The organism is Arthrobacter sp. E44 (assembly GCF_041877125.1).
Classification (GTDB): domain Bacteria; phylum Actinomycetota; class Actinomycetes; order Actinomycetales; family Micrococcaceae; genus Arthrobacter.
This window is the reverse complement of the sequence record NZ_JBHDJA010000018.1, coordinates 43,544-62,075: the sequence shown is the minus strand read 5'-3', so window position 1 is coordinate 62,075 and position 18,532 is coordinate 43,544. Positions and strand designations below refer to the sequence as shown.

General features: G+C 64.9%; 18 protein-coding genes and 1 tRNA gene. 8 read left to right on the top strand and 11 right to left on the bottom strand.

The features are described from left to right. Nucleotides 1-5: 5 nt before the first annotated feature. A complete protein-coding gene (gene mshC / locus ACETK3_RS15860; protein ID WP_373993173.1) occupies nucleotides 6-1,283 on the bottom strand; it encodes a cysteine--1-D-myo-inosityl 2-amino-2-deoxy-alpha-D-glucopyranoside ligase in 1,278 nt (425 codons plus the stop codon). A 16-nt stretch (nucleotides 1,284-1,299) separates the two neighbouring features. Beyond that, nucleotides 1,300-2,133: an undecaprenyl-diphosphate phosphatase gene (locus ACETK3_RS15855; RefSeq protein WP_236819473.1), complete on the bottom strand. Its 834-nt coding sequence runs from the start codon at nucleotides 2,131-2,133 to the stop codon at nucleotides 1,300-1,302. A 51-nt stretch (nucleotides 2,134-2,184) separates the two neighbouring features. Here ACETK3_RS15855 and ACETK3_RS15850 point away from each other — a divergent pair, with 51 nt between their 5' ends. Beyond that, nucleotides 2,185-3,120, top strand: coding sequence for an aldo/keto reductase (locus ACETK3_RS15850; RefSeq protein WP_236819471.1), 936 nt, complete (start codon nucleotides 2,185-2,187; stop codon nucleotides 3,118-3,120). A gap of 23 nt (nucleotides 3,121-3,143) precedes the next feature. Here the strand turns inward: ACETK3_RS15850 and ACETK3_RS15845 are convergent, their stop codons facing one another. After that, the gene (locus tag ACETK3_RS15845; RefSeq protein WP_141941360.1) at nucleotides 3,144-3,410 is read right to left on the bottom strand and encodes a hypothetical protein; all 267 of its coding nucleotides are present in this window, start codon (nucleotides 3,408-3,410) and stop codon (nucleotides 3,144-3,146) included. 40 nt (nucleotides 3,411-3,450) lie between these two features. Between ACETK3_RS15845 and ACETK3_RS15840 the strand changes: the two genes are divergently transcribed. Then, nucleotides 3,451-3,684 (top strand): DUF5703 family protein, encoded by a 234-nt coding sequence (locus ACETK3_RS15840; RefSeq protein ID WP_018771130.1) that lies wholly within the window; start codon nucleotides 3,451-3,453, stop codon nucleotides 3,682-3,684. Between the two features lie 24 nt (nucleotides 3,685-3,708). Here ACETK3_RS15840 and ACETK3_RS15835 read toward each other — a convergent pair whose 3' ends face one another. Then, a complete protein-coding gene (locus ACETK3_RS15835; RefSeq protein WP_373993172.1) occupies nucleotides 3,709-4,869 on the bottom strand; it encodes an acyl-CoA dehydrogenase family protein in 1,161 nt (386 codons plus the stop codon). A 12-nt stretch (nucleotides 4,870-4,881) separates the two neighbouring features. Then, nucleotides 4,882-6,186 carry a M20/M25/M40 family metallo-hydrolase gene (locus tag ACETK3_RS15830; RefSeq protein WP_236802747.1) on the bottom strand — a complete coding sequence of 435 codons (1,305 nt, stop codon included), beginning with the start codon at nucleotides 6,184-6,186 and terminating at the stop codon, nucleotides 4,882-4,884. A 172-nt stretch (nucleotides 6,187-6,358) separates the two neighbouring features. On the opposite strand from ACETK3_RS15830, the gene ACETK3_RS15825 reads away from it, so the two are divergent. Further along, a tRNA-Leu gene (locus ACETK3_RS15825) sits at nucleotides 6,359-6,441 on the top strand. A gap of 2,012 nt (nucleotides 6,442-8,453) precedes the next feature. Here ACETK3_RS15825 and ACETK3_RS15820 read toward each other — a convergent pair. Next, nucleotides 8,454-10,364, bottom strand: a complete 1,911-nt coding sequence (locus ACETK3_RS15820) for a S8 family serine peptidase (RefSeq protein ID WP_306970889.1) — start codon at nucleotides 10,362-10,364, stop codon at nucleotides 8,454-8,456. A 122-nt stretch (nucleotides 10,365-10,486) separates the two neighbouring features. Continuing rightward, the gene (locus ACETK3_RS15815) at nucleotides 10,487-10,948 is read right to left on the bottom strand and encodes a GatB/YqeY domain-containing protein (RefSeq protein WP_306970887.1); all 462 of its coding nucleotides are present in this window, start codon (nucleotides 10,946-10,948) and stop codon (nucleotides 10,487-10,489) included. A gap of 193 nt (nucleotides 10,949-11,141) precedes the next feature. Between ACETK3_RS15815 and ACETK3_RS15810 the strand changes: the two genes are divergently transcribed. The 4 genes from ACETK3_RS15810 to ACETK3_RS15795 all read left to right on the top strand — a co-directional run bounded on the left by ACETK3_RS15810 (nucleotide 11,142) and on the right by ACETK3_RS15795 (nucleotide 15,073). After that, nucleotides 11,142-12,737, top strand: a complete 1,596-nt coding sequence (locus ACETK3_RS15810; protein ID WP_306970933.1) for a phospholipase D-like domain-containing protein — start codon at nucleotides 11,142-11,144, stop codon at nucleotides 12,735-12,737. A gap of 95 nt (nucleotides 12,738-12,832) precedes the next feature. Next, complete coding sequence (locus ACETK3_RS15805; protein ID WP_142133841.1) at nucleotides 12,833-13,006, top strand: CsbD family protein; 174 nt, start codon at nucleotides 12,833-12,835, stop codon at nucleotides 13,004-13,006. 148 nt (nucleotides 13,007-13,154) lie between these two features. Beyond that, nucleotides 13,155-13,991, top strand: a complete 837-nt coding sequence (locus tag ACETK3_RS15800) for a formate/nitrite transporter family protein (RefSeq protein WP_237428178.1) — start codon at nucleotides 13,155-13,157, stop codon at nucleotides 13,989-13,991. A gap of 56 nt (nucleotides 13,992-14,047) precedes the next feature. After that, nucleotides 14,048-15,073, top strand: a complete 1,026-nt coding sequence (locus tag ACETK3_RS15795) for an NADPH:quinone reductase (protein WP_237428177.1) — start codon at nucleotides 14,048-14,050, stop codon at nucleotides 15,071-15,073. Nucleotides 15,074-15,088: 15 nt separating this feature from the next. On the opposite strand, the gene ACETK3_RS15790 is transcribed toward ACETK3_RS15795, so the two are convergent. The 4 genes from ACETK3_RS15790 to ACETK3_RS15775 all read right to left on the bottom strand — a co-directional run bounded on the left by ACETK3_RS15790 (nucleotide 15,089) and on the right by ACETK3_RS15775 (nucleotide 17,894). Beyond that, nucleotides 15,089-15,280, bottom strand: a complete 192-nt coding sequence (locus ACETK3_RS15790) for a three-helix bundle dimerization domain-containing protein (RefSeq protein WP_236802735.1) — start codon at nucleotides 15,278-15,280, stop codon at nucleotides 15,089-15,091. Between the two features lie 198 nt (nucleotides 15,281-15,478). Beyond that, nucleotides 15,479-15,709 carry a hypothetical protein gene (locus tag ACETK3_RS15785; protein WP_237428176.1) on the bottom strand — a complete coding sequence of 77 codons (231 nt, stop codon included), beginning with the start codon at nucleotides 15,707-15,709 and terminating at the stop codon, nucleotides 15,479-15,481. Between the two features lie 74 nt (nucleotides 15,710-15,783). Continuing rightward, the gene (locus ACETK3_RS15780) at nucleotides 15,784-16,755 is read right to left on the bottom strand and encodes a glycosyltransferase family 9 protein (protein WP_237428175.1); all 972 of its coding nucleotides are present in this window, start codon (nucleotides 16,753-16,755) and stop codon (nucleotides 15,784-15,786) included. Then, nucleotides 16,752-17,894, bottom strand: coding sequence for a glycosyltransferase family 9 protein (locus ACETK3_RS15775; protein WP_237428174.1), 1,143 nt, complete (start codon nucleotides 17,892-17,894; stop codon nucleotides 16,752-16,754). Before ACETK3_RS15775 ends, ACETK3_RS15780 begins: the two co-directional genes overlap by 4 nt. Nucleotides 17,895-18,100: 206 nt before the next feature. Here ACETK3_RS15775 and ACETK3_RS15770 point away from each other — a divergent pair, with 206 nt between their 5' ends. Next, nucleotides 18,101-18,403, top strand: coding sequence for a DUF4193 domain-containing protein (locus ACETK3_RS15770; RefSeq protein ID WP_018761323.1), 303 nt, complete (start codon nucleotides 18,101-18,103; stop codon nucleotides 18,401-18,403). Nucleotides 18,404-18,532 lie beyond the last annotated feature (129 nt).

Genomic DNA, 18,532 nt, shown 5'->3' with positions numbered 1-18,532 from the left:
GAGTACTACAGCCGGATGCCCAGCAGGGCGTCCACCGCATCTTTCGCCAGGATGCTGTCAGCAGGGCTGGCGGCAGCACCGCCGTCGTTCGCGGACCGTGCCCAGCGCGAGATGGCGGCAACCGCCGCCGGGGCATTGAGGTCTGCCGCCAGCGCTTCACGGATTTCGGCGAGGAGCGCCTTTCCCGATCCTTCGGGGGCGTGGTCCAGTGCAGTCCGCCACGCCGCCAGGTCAGCCTTGGCGGCCGCGAAGCCTTCGTCCGTCCATGACCAGTCGGAGCGGTAATGGTGCGCCAGGATGGCCAGGCGGATTGCAGCCGGGTCCTCACCGGCAGCGCGGAGCTTGGAGACCAGCACCAGGTTGCCCTTGGACTTGCTCATCTTTTCGCCGTCGAGCCCCACCATGCCTGCATGGGCGTAATGCCGGGCAAGGGGCACCCCTGCGAGGGAGTACGCGTGGCCGGCGCCCATCTCGTGATGCGGGAAGATCAGGTCCGAGCCACCGCCCTGCACCGTGAAGGGCGACGGCAGGTACTTCTGGGCGATGACGGTGCATTCGATGTGCCAGCCGGGCCTTCCGGCGCCCAGGCTTCCACCCGGCCAGCTGGGTTCGCCCGGCCGTTCCACGCGCCAGAGCAGCGGGTCAAGCGCCTGCCGCTTCCCGGCCCTTCCGGGATCGCCGCCGCGCTCGGCAAAAAGCTCCAGCATGGCGCTCTCGCCCAGGTGGGAAATGCATCCCAGTACCCAGGCGTCAGGTGCCGTCGACTGCTTTCCGGCAGCTTCGACGTCGTAATAGACATCGCCGTCAGGTTCCCCGTTGGTGCCTGCCACCTGGTAGGCCAGTCCCATGCTGACCAGCCGCTCCACCTCGGGGACGATCAGGCCGATGGATTTCACAGCGCCAACGTAGTGGTCGGGTGCCAGGACGTTCAGCGCCTCCATGTCGGTCTGGAAGAGCTCCACCTGCTCTGCGGCGAGGTCGCGCCAGTCGACGCCGGTGGCGGTGGCACGTTCAAGCAGGGGATCGTCCACATCAGTCACGTTCTGCACATAGGAAACCTCGCTGCCGGCGTCGCGCCAGGCGCGGTTGAGCAGGTCAAAGGCAACGTAGCTGGCTGCATGTCCCATGTGGGTCGCGTCGTAGGGGGTGATGCCGCAGACGTACATGGAGGGCCTGGCCTCCTGCTCAAGTGCCACTTCGCGGCCTGCCGCAGTGTCGAACAAACGAATCGCGGGCATGTTTCCGGGCAGGGCAGGAACGGGGCGGGAAGTCCAGGATTTCACAAGCCCAAGCCTAGCCCTAGGCGCTGATGACGCCGAAACCGAGCAGGAGGTAGAGCGCCAGGCCCAGGAAGATGCGGTACCAGACGAAGAGGCGGTAGCTGCGCGTCGAGACGAACTTCAGGAACCAGCCGATGATGACATATCCCACTACCAGGGCGATCACAGTGGCAAGGGCGGTCTCCGGAAGGCCAAATGGCCCGGAAAGGCCTTCCTTGGTGACCACCTTGTACAGCTGGTACAGCCCGCTGCCGAACACGGCGGGGATGGCCAGCAGGAACGAATACCGTGCCGCGGCTTCCCGCGTGTACCCCATGAGCAGGCCTGCAGTGATGGTGCCGCCGGAGCGGGAGACGCCGGGGATCAATGCCAGGGCCTGGGCAAGGCCGTAGAAAATGCCGTGCTTATAGGTCAGGTGCGTCAGGTCCCGCTTCTGGGCACCGGTGGCGTCGGCCACGGCAAGGATCAGGCCGAAGACGATCAGCATGGTGGCCACAATCCACATGCTGCGGAGCACGGACTCGATCTGGTCCTGGAAGAGCAGGCCGAGCACGATGATGGGCAGGCTGCCCAGGATCACCAGCCAGCCCATCCTGGCATCAGGATCCTGCCGCGGCACTTTGTAGGTCAGGGATCCGGCCCATGCCTTGACGATGCGGACAATGTCGCGCCAGAAAAAGATCAGCACGGCGGTCTCCGTGCCGAGCTGGGTGATGGCCGTGAAGGCGGCCCCGGGGTCCTGCGCGTTGGGAAGGAATTCACCCACGATCCGCAGGTGCGCGCTCGATGAAATCGGTAAAAATTCGGTCAGTCCCTGCACAAGGCCCAGCAGGGCCGCTTCAAACCAGTTCACGCTAAGACCCTACGGCATGGCACCTGTGCTTCTGCCCGTAAGCTTGCTGCTATGCAGCAGCGTTACGTCGGCAACAGTGGTTTGCGAGTTTCAGCCCTCTCCCTGGGCACCCGGTCCTGGGGCGGGGAAACTGACGAGCAGGACGCTTCAGAGTTGCTGCGGACCTTCCTCGACGCAGGCGGCCGGCACGTGGACACTTCGGCGTCATATGCGGGCGGCGCCTCAGAGGCAGTCCTCGGTTCCCTGTTGGGTGATGTGGTGTCCCGCACGGAGGTTTCCATCTCCACCAAAGCAGGAATGACGACGCCGGATGGCCGGCGTGCGGTGGACACGTCGCGGAACGCGATGCTGACCGGGCTGGACGCCAGCCTGGCCAGGCTGGGCACCGACTACGTGGACCTCTGGTTTGCCGAGGCGTGGGACGGCAACGTTCCCCTCGACGAGACGCTGGGGGCACTTGACTTCGCGGTCCGCTCCGGGCGGGCCAGGTATGCAGGGATCTCCAACTTCAAGGGCTGGCAAGCGGCGAAGGCGGCCGCTGTCAGCAGCGTCCCGCTGGTGGCGGTCCAGGCCGAGTATTCGTTCCTTAACCGGTCGGCTGAGGCGGAGCTGATGCCGGCTGCGGAGGACGCAGGGCTTGGGCTCATGGCGTGGGGGCCGCTGGGCCGTGGGGTGCTCACCGGGAAGTACCGGGGTACCATCCCGGCCGGTTCCCGTGGCGCGTCCGTCAGCGAGGCCGCCTACGTGGAGCCGTATTTGGCGGAGAAGCCGTCACGGATCGTCGATGCGGTGTGCATGGCCGCCAACGGGCTGGGCCGGACTCCCCAGGATGTGGCGCTTTCGTGGCTGCTGTCGCAGCAGGGAGTTGCCACGGCCATCGTCGGCGCCCGCACACCAGTGCAGTTGAAGGAAATCCTCGACGCCCAGCTCGCGCCGCTGCCGCCGCAGATTGCTCGGGCCTTGGAGGACGTTTCGGCAGCTTCCTAGGGCTGCCGGGTTTTCCGGGGCCGCTATTCCTCGACGATCTCCAGGTCTTCGTCGTCGTCCACGTCGGCTTCCTCGTCTTCTTCATCCTCGTCGTCGAAGACCTGAAGCGGGGTCACTTCGTTGTACGCCTCGTAAAGCGCGTCCTCGTAAACTTCGAAGGCATCGGCAACTGCGAAAAATGCTGCTTCGACTGAGGGGTCGCCGTCCCCGCGCCGGTTGGATGCTGCTATAAGGTGTTCTTCCAAAGCGGTGGTCAGGGACGAAAGCGCGACACGCGGATCGATGCTCATGACTTCACGTTAGCGGGAAAAGGACGAAAATGGAGAGCAAATGAAGGAACAATTTCTCACCAGCTCGGTCCAGCGGGAACGGGATTATTTGCGGCAGTACGAGTACCTCGTACTGACCGTCAGTCCTGATGATTCCCTGCCCGAAGCGCGGCGCCGGCTGGTTGAACACTCCGAATACGGCAAGTGGGAACTGGAACGCAGCAAGCTTTATGTGGGCGGCGGCCGGCGCTTTTGGCTCCGCCGCCGGGTGATGCAGGTCCAGCGGACCGTCTAGTGCGTACGCGGTCCGGTGGACCCTCTAATCTTCCAGCGGGCCCAGCCAGGCGTTCGCCACAGTGTTGTGGGCTGACTCGTCGTCGGAGGGGTGGAACATCCCGGCCAGCACATCGCGGTAGAGCCGTTCGAGCTCTGAGCCCCTGAAGTAGCTTGATCCCCCGCTGACGCGGATGGCCAGGTCCACCACGCGGCGCGCCGTCTCCGTCGCGTTCACCTTCAGGCCCACCAGTTTGGGGAACCATTGGGCCCCGTGGTTGGCAAGGGCGTCGACGTCGACCGTCACGGACCGAAGCTGCGGGTACAGGTTGTCCATGGCCATGGCGGCGTCCGCCACCTTCCAGCGGATGTCGGGGTCCTGGGCGTAGCTGCGCCCCCCGTTCCTGAAGGAGGTCCGCCGCTTCACGGTCTCCACGCCCACGGCCAGGGCACGTTCGCCCAGCCCCGTGTAGACAGCAGCCAGGAGGCTCTCGAAGCAGGCGAATATGGCGAAGATCAGCGGGTCGGCGTTGGGGCCTACGGGAAGTTTCCGGAAGATCCGGTCCGCAGGAACGGCCACACCTTCCAGGACAGTGGTGGCGGACTGGCTGGCCCGCATGCCCAGGGTGTCCCAGTCGTCCAGGATCCGGTAGCCGGAGGTTTCGCGGGTGATGAAGCCGTGCACGAGTTCGCCGACGCCGTTCCGGGCATCCGGGTCCTTTCCGAAGATGCCCAGGCGGGTCCAGGCCGGCGAGAGGCTGGTGAAGATCTTTGTCCCGGTGAACGAGTAGCCGCCGTCCTGTTCCGGCGTGGCAGTGGTCCGGGAGTCGAAGAGGACGGAGTCGTTGCCGCCTTCCGAGTTCCCGAAGGCGAAGACCTCGCCCTGGGCGGCTTCCTCGAGGACGATGGCCAGCGAGTGGTCGCCCCGGGCGGCGAGGACGTGGGCGACGCCGGTCCAGACCAGGTGCATATTGACAGCCAGTGCGGTAGCAGGGGCAGCCGTTGCCAGCCTGCGCTGGCACTGCGCCGCCGCTTCGAGCCCAAGCCCTGCGCCGCCGTCGGACGCCGGCACGAAAAGCTTCAGGTACCCGGCCGCTGCCAACTCCTGGAGGTCCTCATGGAAGAAGGCGTTGTCACGATCATATGCGGCAGCGCGGCCGCGGATGCGCTCAAGGAGCTCATCCGGCAACAGTTCCTCAGGAGTCACGGCCTGGTCCCTTTAGTAGTTGGTGAGCAGGGTGTTCAGTACGCGGGCGCCGAACTTGAGGGAGTCCGCCGGGACGCGTTCGTCAACGCCGTGGAACATGCCGGTGAAGTCCAGATCGTCCGGAAGCATCAGGGGTGCGAACCCGTAGCCGGTGATCCCGAGGCGGCTCAGCGACTTGTTGTCCGTTCCGCCGGAGAGCGTGTACGGCAGCACCTTGGCACCCGGGTCCTCCTTGTGAAGGGCGTCAATCATCGAGTCCACCAGGTTTCCGGCGAACGGGACCTCGAGCGAGACATCGTTGTGGACGTAGCTGACGTCCACGCCGTTGCCGGCCAGTTCACGGACGATCTCGAGGACCTGCTGTTCCTGTCCCGGCAGTGTGCGGCAGTCGACCAGGGCTTCGGCAGACTCCGGGATGACGTTGTGCTTGTACCCGCCCTTGAGGAGGGTTGGGTTGGTGGTGTTCTGCAAGGTGGCGCCGACGAACCTGGCCACCGTACCAAGCTGGTTGAGCAGGAGGTCAGGATTGTCGGCGTCGAACTCCACACCGGTGAGTTCCGTTACACCGTCAAGGAACTGGCGCGTGGTGGGGGTGAGCTCGATCGGCCACTTGTATTCGCCGATCCGCGTGACCGCAGCGGCCAGGCGGGTGACTGCGTTGTCCGTGTTGATTTGGGAACCGTGGCCGGCCCTTCCATGGGCCACGAGGCGGAGCCAGGAGATGCCCTTCTCCGCCGTCTGGAGGAGATAGGTGCGCTGGCCGCCGATGGTCGCCGAGAAGCCGCCGACCTCGGAAATGGCTTCGGTGGCGCCTTCGAAAAGTTCGGGGCGGTTGTCCACGGCATAGCGGGCGCCGTACACGCCCCCGGCTTCCTCGTCCGCGAAGAAAGCGAAGATGATATCCCGCTTGGGCTTCCTGCCTTCCCTGGCGAAGCTCCGCAGGACCGAAAGAATCATGGCGTCCATGTCCTTCATGTCGACGGCGCCGCGGCCCCAGATCAATCCGTCCTTCAGTTCTGCGCCGAACGGGTCCACCGACCACTGATCACGGAGGGCAGGAACGACATCAAGATGGCCGTGGACCACCAGGGCGCTGGCGGACGGGTCCTCACCTGCCATTCTGGTGACAACGTTGGCGCGGCCCGGTGCGGACTCGAAGATCTCTGCGCTTAGGCCCACTTCTTCAATGAGCCCAGCGGCATACTCGGCCGCCGGCCGCTCCCCCGGCCCCGACCCGTCCCCGTAGTTGGAGGTATCGATCCGGATGAGTTCCTGGCAGATCCGGACAACTTCATCCTCGGGCAGGACATCAGGCATATGGGGCTCCTTGGTAGGGAATGACTGGGGCGGCACGGGCTTGAATCGCTGTCCTCAGCCTACCTACTTGGTCCGATTCGTTGTTCTCCGAAAAGTCGTGTTAGAGTTTTTCTCGCTGCTTCGGAGAGGCGCGAAACGCTGAAAGGCGGGACGGCTTCCCGAAATACCACCTGCGCGGGTGGCGGAATGGCAGACGCGCTAGCTTGAGGTGCTAGTCCTCGAAAGGGGGTGGGGGTTCAAGTCCCCCTCCGCGCACAAAGAAAACCCCGGGAAACCGGGGTTTTTTTGTGTCTCCAACCACGCGAGACGCGTTCTCAACCACGGTGGTGCCGGTACCCAGTACAACTGGGGTTTGGAATCCAGCTCCCCGGGCTGTTTCTTGCGGTGCAGTCGAGTGGGAAGGCATGTCTGCCGGGGGGGTCAAATAGGGTGTGCCTGGGGGAAACGGGGCGCACATTGTCCTGTGTCCCTATGACCTCGTCCGCATCCCCTAATGGCCTTGCTTCACCTCGGTGACAAGCGGAAACTATGACCCAGAGGGTTACGCAGTCAGCCGATCCGGACCACTGCGGAAAGCAGGGACTCGTGTCCTCGCATGCTGACCATTCCCAAACATTTGAGCTCCCGCAGGAATCCAGCCCGTCAGGACAGGATCAGTGGGCCTCCTGGCCAAAGCGGGCCTTTGCGCCATGAGCACGCTTCAGGCGGTGGCCCTGATCTTCGTTGGCGCCTTCGCCTGGATCGGCCTGACCGTAGTTGTTCTTCTGAATTTGAGGCGCCGCAGGAAGGGGTCCTCCAGGGTGGCTGCGGCACCGCCGGTTCCAGTCCCGATCAGCTATCGCCCCCATCGGCCCTGGCGCCGCGCCCGGCCCGTCACCAGCCAAGCCCCTGCCCCGCGACGACACAGGTTGAGACTCAGACGAATCCGCGGCTGATGTCGTTTATCCGACCGTGAGGCAGCCCGCCAAGAAGCAGGGTGGCCACCAATCTAATAAGCAATCACCTATTCAGGGTGACCTTTCTTTGGAGCAGGAATGGATACCGGGACGATCCTCGGGTTCACTTTCGGTTACCTTGCCGCCATCGCAGGGATTTTCATTCTGTACAGCCCGATCATCATTTTGTGCATCGGCGTGCTCATCGCGGGTGGCCTCCTGCAATTGCTGCTTTTGCCCTTCGCGGCCCTGATCAGAAGGCTGCGGCGCCGGCCGCCGCCGGAAACGGACCCGTCATGGCTTCTGGACCGCAGCAGGCAGGGCGAAGTAAACGTCCGACCTGCAGATGGTCGGCGTGCAGATGGTCGGCGTGCAGATGGGACGGGCCCTGCTGGCCCAGTCCCCCAATAACGGCGCCACTACCCGGCCCACTGCTTCAGGCCGCCCCTCCCCTGCTGCCGCATTTGTTGAGTCAGCAGGAGCCCGGCCTGCTTCCGGGCGATACTCATCTGTCGGTGGGACGAAATGATGCCTCCGCGGAATGATGACCGCCGGGCTGGTCCTGCATTGACGACGTCCAGCAACTCCGAGGCAGCAACCTCAGTGGTTTCACCGCCGTCCCCAAACACATGCCGCAGCAACAATCTTCTGACAGTACGTTACGGCCGCTGGCATAAAGGCGGACTTCGGCACGGAGTTGCGCCCGGATCTACGGGAGTCACCGTCCTAAGCTTTCGCCATGCACCCCTTAGCGGCAATCGCCTTGGTGTTCCTGACCGGGCTTGCCTGGACAGTTACGGTTCTAAGCATGTTGGTGTCCCTTGCGAAAGCCAGAGGGCGGGCGATGCCCGAGCCCGCGAGCAGCCCACAGCACATGCAGACACCCGTTGCCGATGCCGAAGCAGCAGGAAGGTAAACCTGCCATAGCTCGCAGTGCCGGTCTTTCCCCAGAAGGTCTCGCCGGCCGCAGGAGTGTCCGGCGGTAACACGTCCTGCATCAGCCGACTATTTCCCGCCTGGATCCTGGCCGCAGGGCTGACGGATTCTGTCGCCCGGCTACCGCAGCTGCAAGGGACATGGCTAAGGACGGCGTCGTGGTCGTTCTACAGATTGCGCACCCAGGCCGCCAACCTCGTGTCCGCGCCGTAGTCAGGGCCCCTGCGATAAGCAGGGCCGCCAGGGGAACCGCAACGCTGACACCTACACTGGCGGCCGCGGCACAGGTGTTTCCGCCAGGCCGCCGAAAGGGTGTCCGGGCTCCGGCAGTCTATGCCGAAACAGCAAAGTGAACCCCAGTCCCGGACATCCCGGGCGCTTGCTCCTGCTGCCGCTTTACGCCCAGGTGATGTAGTGGCCGCCCGGACTCCAATGGATGATGCCGCCCTGGTAGTTCTGGGCGACACTCCCATCATTGCCAGTCGGATATTCATCACTTGTGGGGTATCCCAGGCGTCCCGATTCAAACCCCGTTGAGGCCCAGATGGACCGGATCGCACCGACGGAGATGTGGGCGCCCGTGGCTGGAGACCAGATGATCGCTCCGCCCTGATAGTTCTGGTAAACGCCCCCATCCCGAAGACCGGTGACCTCGTCAGTCACCGGGTATCCCAGCCGGCCGTTCTCAAAACCCGTGGCTGCCCAAAGCCCCCGGATAGCGCCGGTGGAGACGTGTGCCCCGGATGCAGGCGAGTAAACGATGCACCCGTGTTCAAAACACTGATATCCGCCGCTGTCCTTCAGGCCGTAGACCTCGCCTGTGGTGGCCGCTCCGAGGGCGCCATTCAGGGATGCCGCCTTGGCGGCGATCGGAGTTTGCGGGGCTGGAAAGATGACGGCAGTGGAGGCATCGATAAGGCCTGCTCCGCATCCGCCCGGGCAGGTTCCCAGGAGGGGACGTGCGGTCGCCTTGAGCTTGGCTTCGATTTGGGATGGCGCCAAGGAGGGATCGGCCGCCTTCATCAAGGCACCAACGGCCGACGCCATGGGCGTGGCCATTGACGTGCCCATCATGTATCCATAGGTCTCGGCGCCCGGGCTGGTGGTACCGGCATTCAACGTGGAGAGGATCCCCGCATCCGTGTCGCCTCCCGGGGCCATGACATCCACCGTGGGTCCGAAATTCGAGTACGACGCTTTGGACCCGGCCTTGCTGCTGGCGCCGATGGCAATCACGTTGTTGCAGTTCGCCGGCGCGACGTTCGACGCGGGCTGGTTCTCATTGCCCGCAGCGACAAAAACAGTGGAACCGCGGCTCACGGCGCCGTCGATGGCTGCCTGCATGGCGGCAGGGCACGCGGCAGTTCCCCCGACGCTCAGGTTGATGGTCTTCGCCGGATTAGCGTTGGCGGGTACGCCACTGACCGTCCCCCCTGAGGCCCAGGTAATGCTGTCGGAAACATCAGAGAGGTAACCACCGCAGGCGCCGAGTGCGCGGACCGGCTCGATTTTCACTCCGGGAGCAGCGCCGCTGACTCCCTCGGCATTGTTGGCGACGGCGGCGATAAGCCCGGCCACGTGGGTTCCGTGCCAGGAAGAGTTGGCGGACGAGCCGGAACCGCAAGCACCTGCGGTCCGGAAATCCCCCGGATCGGAGGGGTCGGCGTCCCTTCCGTCGCCGTCACCTGAAGAGGCTGGATCGGTAATCATGTCGTAACCGGCGGTGACATTGCCCTTGAGGTCGCTGTGTTGGGTGATGCCGGTGTCGATAACGGCGACGACCTGTCCCGCACCCGTGGTTTTATCCCACACTGAGGGGACGCGGATGCCGGAATTGGGATCGGACAAAGCCCACTGCTGGGAGTAGTAGGGGTCGTTTGGTATGGACGACGGATACAGGAGGATGTCGGGCTCCACCGAGGCGACGTCAGCGCCTGCGGCAAGGCTCTCCAACATACGCTGGGACTCTGCAGCACTCAGCCGGCGGCTTGCCTTCACTACCTTGGCGTCGCTGGCCGTGGCCTTGACCTCCCTGACCTCGATGGAGGTATCGCCGGCAGCCTTCGCATACGTCTTGCCCCGCCCTGCAACGCTGCCCGCTGCCGAGGGCTTGAACTTTACGATGAACTGGTCAGTGGGCCGCGGGGAAGCCGCGGAACCGACTGGAGTGGGAGGACCAGGGGGCACTGCCGGGCTGTTCGCGGCGATGGCAGTTGTTGCGGTGCCAGAGGCAAGAATGACGGTGACCGCCAGCAGCCGCCTGGTCCTGTTACCGATGGCTTTTGTCCTACCAGCGTTCGTGCGCATATCCGCTCCTCTGGGGCCTCCCGGTTCCACCAGCGAGCCTACTAAGACCATGCCGCGTGCGGGACCCCCGCAGCGTCCCCCAATCCACGTGGGCTAAACCCCGCAATGCTCCCGGATACTGGTCAGGCCAACCGTCCCCTAACGATCTCGCTGACGGCCTTACCGTCGAAGCGTCCCCCGATCCTGGGAGTGACGGATTTCATGATGGTCCCCATGGAGCGCATGCTCAGCTCGGCGCCGTCTGACTTCAGGCCGGCAATAACCTCGTCAACGATGGCTTCGGCTTCCTCACGGGTCAGGGCCTTGGGCAGGTAGGTCTCGATGACCTCGGCCTCGGCGATCTCCGCGTCCGCCCGGTCGGAGTGTCCGGCGGCGGAATACGTGGCAGCGGTGTCCCGGCGCTTGGCAGCCTCCTTTTGCAGGAGTGCGGTGACCTGGAGGTCATCGAGCTCAATGGGGGTTTTTCCGGACTTCTCCCGCGTTTCGATCTCGCCCAGGACGTTGCGGACCGTGGTCAGGGCCACTCTGTTACCGGCTTTCATATGAGCGACGACGTCGCCCTTCAGTTTTTCCTTCAGTGACATGGTGTTGTGGCCTCATTCTTTGTTCGGAGGGGAACTGCCATGGCCAAGCCTATTCCGCCGCTCCTGCGCGCGGCGCGGCTACTGGATGTGGGGCCGCTCCTTTCACGGTCACCGATTGCGCAGGTACGTAGGCTAGTTTGGGAACCCAGTCGCCCGGTCCCCCGGGCCCCGAAAGGAGCACCGAGTGGAAAGCATGGTTGGCAAGTGGTTTCTGAATTGGGTTGAGCGCGGCAACCCCGCCTCTGACATCCAGGCGGGTGGTGCGGGAACTCCGACGTGGTCGGAAGGCAACCTGGTCCGCCCCTTGGTTCACGGAGCAGCCTACTTCGCCAGGCTGCGGGATGAGCTGCGCGGCCTCCAGGCGGGTGACAGGGTTTGGTTCACCGACTGGCGCGGCGATGCCGACGAGCAGATTGCGCCAGACGGAACCACCATCGGCGGGTTGCTCGCCGGGCTGGCCAGATCGGGGGTGGAAGTGCGCGGCCTCGTCTGGAGATCCCACGGCGAGCGCATATCTGCGCCCATCAGCGGCCGCTCCAACGAACTTCTCAGCCGGCAGATCAACGACGCCGGCGGGGAGGCCCTGTTGGATCAGCGGGTACGCCTCTTCGGCTCACATCACCAGAAACTGATGGTCATCCGCTATCGCGACGACCCCTCCCGCGATGTCGCCTTCGTAGGAGGAATCGACCTTTCGCACAGCCGCCGGGACGACGCCGGCCACGCCGGAGACCCACAGGCGGTGAAGATGGATTCGCATTATGGCCCGAGGCCCCCATGGCATGACGCCGCCCTCGAACTGCGGGGCCCGGTAGTGGCAGATGTGCTGGCCGTGTTTGCCGAACGGTGGAACGATCCCCACCCGCTTGACCGCCATACGCCGTACCGGATGCTGTTGCAGCGCCTCGCCCGCATGCCCCGGCACCCCAAACCACTACCGGAGGCCGCTCCTCCCCCGCCTCCGGCCGGTCCGCATGCCGTTCAGCTGCTCCGCACCTACGGCCTGAAGCACCCGCCCTTCCCGTTCGCACCGGACGGCGAGCGCAGCATCGCGCGGGGTTATGCAAAAGCGTTCGGCCAGGCCCGTTCCCTCATCTACATCGAGGACCAGTATCTGTGGTCCAGCGAAGTGGCACACGGAATAGCAGCCGCACTGGAGCGCAACCAGGAACTGAACGTGATCATCGTGGTGCCCAGGTACCCGGACTCCGACGGGTTCCTCGGTGGTCCGCCCAGGCGCTTGGGGCAATTGCGCGCCATCAGCATGCTCCGCAAGGCCGCGCCGGACCGGGTGGGGGTGTTTGACCTGGAGAACAGCGAGGGGACTCCCGTCTACGTGCACGCCAAGATCTGCATTATCGACGACACCTGGTTCACCTGCGGATCCGACAATTTCAACCGCCGGTCCTGGACCACTGACAGCGAACTCACCTGCGCCGTGATCGACACCTCCGCCGAAGGCTCACAGGACGGGGGAACACGTACCCCAAGGTCCCGCCCGCTCGCCAGGGAGCTGCGGCAGCAGCTGTGGGCCGAACACCTCGGCCTGGACGAAGACGACACCCAGCTCCAGATGGATGGGGCGCTGCAGTTATGGAACCGCACGGCCGATGCCCTGGACCGCTGGCACAGTACGGGCCGCCGTACGAAACGGCCCGCGGGACAGGTACGCCGCCATGCCCCGGAACCTGTCCCGCCCCTCCATCGCCTTTGGGCCGATCCGGTCTACCGGTTCATTGTCGACCCGGACGGCCGTCCCCGTGGGCTCCGCGGCACCACCCGCTTTTAGCCCCCGACGCCCGTGGACTTGAAAAATAGATCATAAGCATGCTTATGATGTTTCCAGCCGAATGCGAACGGCTGTCAACCACAGGAGGTAACACCATGGGACTGGGCGACAAGATCGAGAACGCTGCCGAAAAGGCCGGCGGTAAGGGCAAGGAAGCGGCGGGTAACGCTACCGGCGACGAGAGCCTGCGGGCCGAAGGCCAGGCGGACCAGGCAAAGGGCGGCCTGAAGCAGGCCGGCGAAAAGGTCAAGGACGCTTTCAAGGACTAAGAAACGGTCTTTTGGAAGGGGCGCACCCAGCGAACGGGGTGCGCCTTTTTCGTGCCCTCCCCCTTTGGCCAGCACACGGATGGGTGGGACCGGCTCCGGCGGGTACTTACCCAGTAGCATTCCAGGCGACCCGGCAGCGGAGAGGCACATGAGCGAAGAACGACGGCGGGAGCTCGGGGAGTCTGACGCCCCAGTTGAGCATGACCTTCAGGAGTCGTTCGAACGGACGGTGGGCCAGGGGGCCGAGCGGCTGCATCGAACCATGCGGAACATCCTTGTGACAGGCGTGTTCGGCGGTTTTGAGGTGGGACTGGGCATCATGGCGTACCTGGCAGTGCTCCATGAAACGGGAAACCATCTGATAGCGGGCCTGGCGTTCAGCATGGGGCTCATCGCCCTCCTGCTGGCCCACAGTGAGCTGTTCACGGAGAACTTCCTGATGCCTGTCGCGGCTGTCGCTGCCAAGGAAGCGAGCTACACCCAACTGGCAAAGCTGTGGGGAGGAACGCTCATTTCCAACCTGCTGGGCGGATGGATCTTTGTGTGGATCGTCATGGTGGCATTCCCCGAATGGTCAACGGTGGTCAGCGAGAGCGCCCACCATTTCGTTGACGCCCCGTTCTCCCTGCAGTCCATTGCCCTGGCCGTCCTGGGCGGCAGCACCATCACCCTCATGAGCAGGATGCAGCAAGGCACGGACAACGATGTGGCCCGCATTGTGGCCACCGCTATCGGCGGGTTCCTCCTGGCTGCGCTGCCGCTCTTCCACTCAATCCTCGACTCCCTGCTGATCTTCGCCGCGATCCACTCGGGCGCGGACATCAGCTACGTGCAGTGGCTGGGCTGGTTCGGCTACACGCTGCTGTTCAACGTTCTCGGCGGCATCATCCTGGTAACCCTCCTGCGCCTGGTGCGGACAAAGGAACTTATTCAGAAGCGCCGCACGGAGGCACCCACTGACCCCGACGCCGCCCGCAACCCCTGACCGGCAGCGGTAGCTTGGAACCCGTAGGAATTATGCAACCGGACATGGGAGAAGACATGAAGGCAATCGTGTACGAAGCAACAGGTCCCTCATCTGTGCTCAAGCTGCAGGACAAACCGGTGAGTGATCCGGGTCCGGGCGAGGTCAGGGTCCGTCTGGTGGTGTCCGGAGTGAACCCCACCGACTGGAAGTCACGGTCGGGCAGTGGAAGCAACAAGCTGCCCGACCCCAAGGTTCCCAACCAGGACGGAGCCGGGGTTGTCGACGCACTGGGGTCCGGGGTGGCCGGTTTCAACGTGGGCGACCGTGTGTGGCTTTGGGATGTCGCATGGGCCGGTAACGAAGGTACGGCCCAGGAATACGTCGTGGTGCCTGCCCATAAGGTGGTGGCATTACCGGACGCCGAATCCTTCGATACGGGTGCCTCGCTGGGAATTCCAGCCCTGACAGCACACCGTGCCCTGACGTCGAACGAGGACGGCCCGGACCAGCTCTCCCCCGGAGCCCTGGCAGGCCGGAGTGTGTTGGTCACCGGAGGCGCAGGGGCTGTGGGGCATGCGGCCATCCAGTTGGCCCACTGGGCAGGGGCTTCGGTCATCACTACCGTCAGCGGAGACCGGAAGGCTGAGCTTGCCCGCCGTGCCGGCGCCGACACGGTTATCAACTACCGGTCCGAGGATGTGGTCCACGCCGTTAAGGCAGCAGCACCGGACGGCGTCGACATCATCGTGGACGTGAATGCGCCGGCGAACATCGAGACTGACCTGCAGGTCCTCAAACCCGGCGGCACGGTCTCCATTTATGCAGCCAACCCCGGGGAATCGCTCAATGTTCCCATCCGGGAAAGCATGACCAAGAACGTCCGCTACCAGTTCATCCTCACCTACACGGTCACGGATGAGCAGAAACAGCAGGCAGTGGCGGCAGTTGCCGGGGCCCTGGAAGCGGGTGCGCTGCGGGTGGGCGAAGACCATGGACTGCCCCTGACGCGCTTCACCCTTGAGCAGACGCCGGCGGCACATGATGCCGTGGAACAGGGAACAATCGGAAAGGTGCTCATCGACGTCGCACCTGCGCCTTAATCCCCGGCGCCGGTCTCAGCGCGAGAGGCGGTCCCGGGCGGCGTGTTCAACCAGGACAGGTATGAACGCGCGGACCCTGCCGGTGTCCAGCAGGCTGTGCTCCTGCTGGACCACGTCCTCGATGTGTTCCCTGGGCAGGGCGGGAAACTTCACCGCAAGCCTGTCCACCACGTCCCCCAGCGCCCGCAACTCTTCGCTTACTCCCATCGGGAAAGTGTCAGGGTTTCGGCGGATGCGGTCAAGACTTGACCTTCAACGCTGCGGCAGGCAGGGGCAGGGGCAAGCTGCGGCAGGCACACATTCAGCAGGCCAATGCAGCAAAGCCCACGACGGCGGGCGCCTGCCAGGGCGCGTCGCCCTCCCGCGGGTGCTCCACGCTGATGCACCCGCGGAAGACCGCCGTCGTCAGTGCGGGTGCAGCCTGCGGCTCCGGGGGCGCCGGCCCCGCCCTTGGGGGTGGGAACCGGCAGCCACCGGACGGTACTCAATCCGCCGCTTCTCCGCCCGGATGTCGCGCCATTCCTGCCGCCGCGCTTTCCGTTCCGGCCGGTCGATGGCGGACAGAATCGTCAGCGTCACGGTGACCCACAGGAACGCTGTCCCCAACACCAAGGCGATTTCCAGCTCAGTGCTCATGCACCAATTTTAGGCCGCAGGGGCCGGACTCCAACCCTGCGGACCCACATCAACGGCGTGCAAATCCACAGTGCCTAGAGAAGCCCCAGGCTCCTTACGGCAGCCATGACATCGGGGACCTGGACGGCCAGCAGGGCAGGATCGGGCTGGGCTGCAAACGTGTCCCCGCGCCGGAGTTCCGCGCGGGTCAGGACCACATGCGGCCCCGGAGGGGGCCCCCAGATTTTCGGCGGGGCCGGCCCGAACAGCACCACGGAGGGTGTCCCGTACGCGGATGCCAGGTGCGCCGCCCCGGTGTCGGCTGAGACAACCAGGCGTGCGGCGGCGATCGTGGCAGCGAACTCGCCAAGGCCCAGCACCCCGGCAAGAACGGTGGTGCCCGGGAGTCCTGCGAGGCGGCACACTTCCTCAGCCCTTACCCGTTCCGATGTCCCGCCGGTGAACACGACCTGGTGTCCCGCTTCTGCGAGCGCCGCTGCCACCGCCGCAAAGCGCTCTGCCGGCCACAACCTGCTGCCGTATGCAGCTCCCACATGCAGGACTGTGGCGCCTGGGACCGGGCTGGGCATATGCGGCGAATTCAGCTGCACATCCAGCGGATCCGCCTCGATGCCATGCCATTCCACCAGCCGTACCCAGCGTTCGCGCTCGTGCAGCTCCGGCCGCCAGGGCGGCCCGTCCCGGTGCGGGCTCCGGTGGCCCACGGTCTGCCGTGCCTTTAGCGCGTCGATCCGCCCCTGGCTCTCCGGACCGCTGCCGTGCAGGTTGACGGCCACATCCACCACGCCCGGTTCCATCGCCAGGGGTTCATCCAGGCCGTGCGTCGGCAGCAGCTCATAGCCGCCCACCAGACCCAGTGCTTCGGATAACCATCCCTGTGCCGCGTAGCGCAGCCGGTGCTCAGGGAAAGCCCGCCGGATGCCTTTGAGTGCCGGCACTGCGACCAGCAGGTCGCCCAGCTTCAAGGCGCGCAGGACCAGAAGTTCCGGTTTCCCATCGGCAGGAATCGTGTCGCCGGACTGCTGGGCGCTTTCGGCGCCGGTCATGCGTCCTGCTTGGCGAACGTCGTGGCGGTGAGGCTGAGGACGTCCTCATACACTTCAGGCACTCCGATTGTGGCCACCACTGAGTCGTCGTGGGCGCAGCGCGGGGCAGTCCAGCCGACCTGGGTGACGTCGATGCCGCAGGTGGGGCAGGTGGTGACCCAGGACGCGTGCACGCGGTGCAGGCTCCTGCCCAGGGCGCCGGCGTTGATCACGTTGCCGGCCCAGAAGATCCCCACCGTGGGTACGCCGAGCGCCTGCGCAAGATGCCGTGGGCCACTGTCGTTCGCCACGACAACATCAGCTTCCGCCAGCAGCGACACCAGTCCCGCCATATCGAGTGCCCCGGCCACGGAGCGGACGCCGGGTGATGCCGCCCGCTCGGCAATCCCCTCTGCCAACTCCTGCTCGCTGCTGTCCCCAACAATGATCACCCGTGACCCGTCAGCCGCGCAGGCGGCCGCGAGTTCGGCGAACTTCTCCGCCGGCCAACGACGGCGGGGGTCGGTGGCACCGGGATGGATCACCACCAGCGGCTGGCCGGCTTCGCTGTTGGCAGCTTCCGTGGCTGCTCCACCATCAGCCGGCGACAGCCGGGCCTCGAGGTCAACGGGGAAGGCACCTGCGAATCCTGCCACCTCCAGGGCCCGCAGTGGTTCGTTCTGGTAGTAGAGGTAGGGGATGGTGCGTTCCAGGCTGGCGGCGTCGGGTGTCCTGGTGCCCACCGTGTGGCGCGCCCCGAGGCGCAGCAGGAAAGGATTGGAATACCGCCCGCCGCCGTGGACCTGGACGGCGAGGTCGAAGTTCCGGCTGCGCATCTGCGCGAAGAAACGCTCCAGTTCTTCCGCATCTTCTTCCCCGGGCCGGACTCCCTCGGCGAAGGGCAGGACCACCACCTCATCAACGGGGCTCTTCAGTGCCGCCAGCAGCGCCTTGTGGATCGGCGTGCCCAGCAAGGTGATGGTTGCTTCGGGGTAGGCCGCCTTCAGCGCCGCCATGGCGGGGATCGCGAAAATCAAGTCTCCCAAACCGCCCCCGCGCAGGACCACGATCCTGGACACGGCGTCGAATTTCTCCAGCACGGGACCGACACCCACGCCGACTTGTCCCGCACCGCCGAACTCTGCGGTGAGTTGCTCCAAAATCTGCCCCTTCCGTCACGCAGAGGGAACAGCAACCGGCCGTCCCTCCACTGCCCATGCCGCCGCATTCCGGTTCCAAACCCGCGGCCGCTCCTTTGAACCTTTACCCAATCGGCACCGGATCTACGCTCCCTGTTGGGGAATACCGGCTCCATGCTGTACGTTTCATACCCGACAGCCCATCAAAGAAAAGAGAAGCACCCAAAGTGGCAACCGATTACGATGAACTGCGTTCCGACGTCAAGGAATCGCAGGACAACTCACTCGAGCAGCTCCAGTCAGCGAATGCTCCCGACGCCCGCAGCGTTGTGCAGGAGTTGGACGAAGCTGACGGGCTGGACGGCGCCGGGGTCCCGGGTGGCGAATTCGTCGCTGAGGAGCTCGTAGTCCAGGTTATCCCGCAGGCTGAGGACGAGTTCACCTGCTACTCCTGCTTCCTGGTCCGCCACCGGTCCCAGATCGCCCGGCAGAAGGACGGCCACAGCTACTGCACCGAGTGCGAAGGCTAGGGCGACACGCTTCCGCCAGTGGCCAAAATCACCACCCTTGCCCGAAAGGCACGCCGCACCAGGCGTGCCTTTCGGCTTTAAGCACTCACCGCCAAGCATTCACCCAGCCCAGCTTCGTAAGGTTGGGCA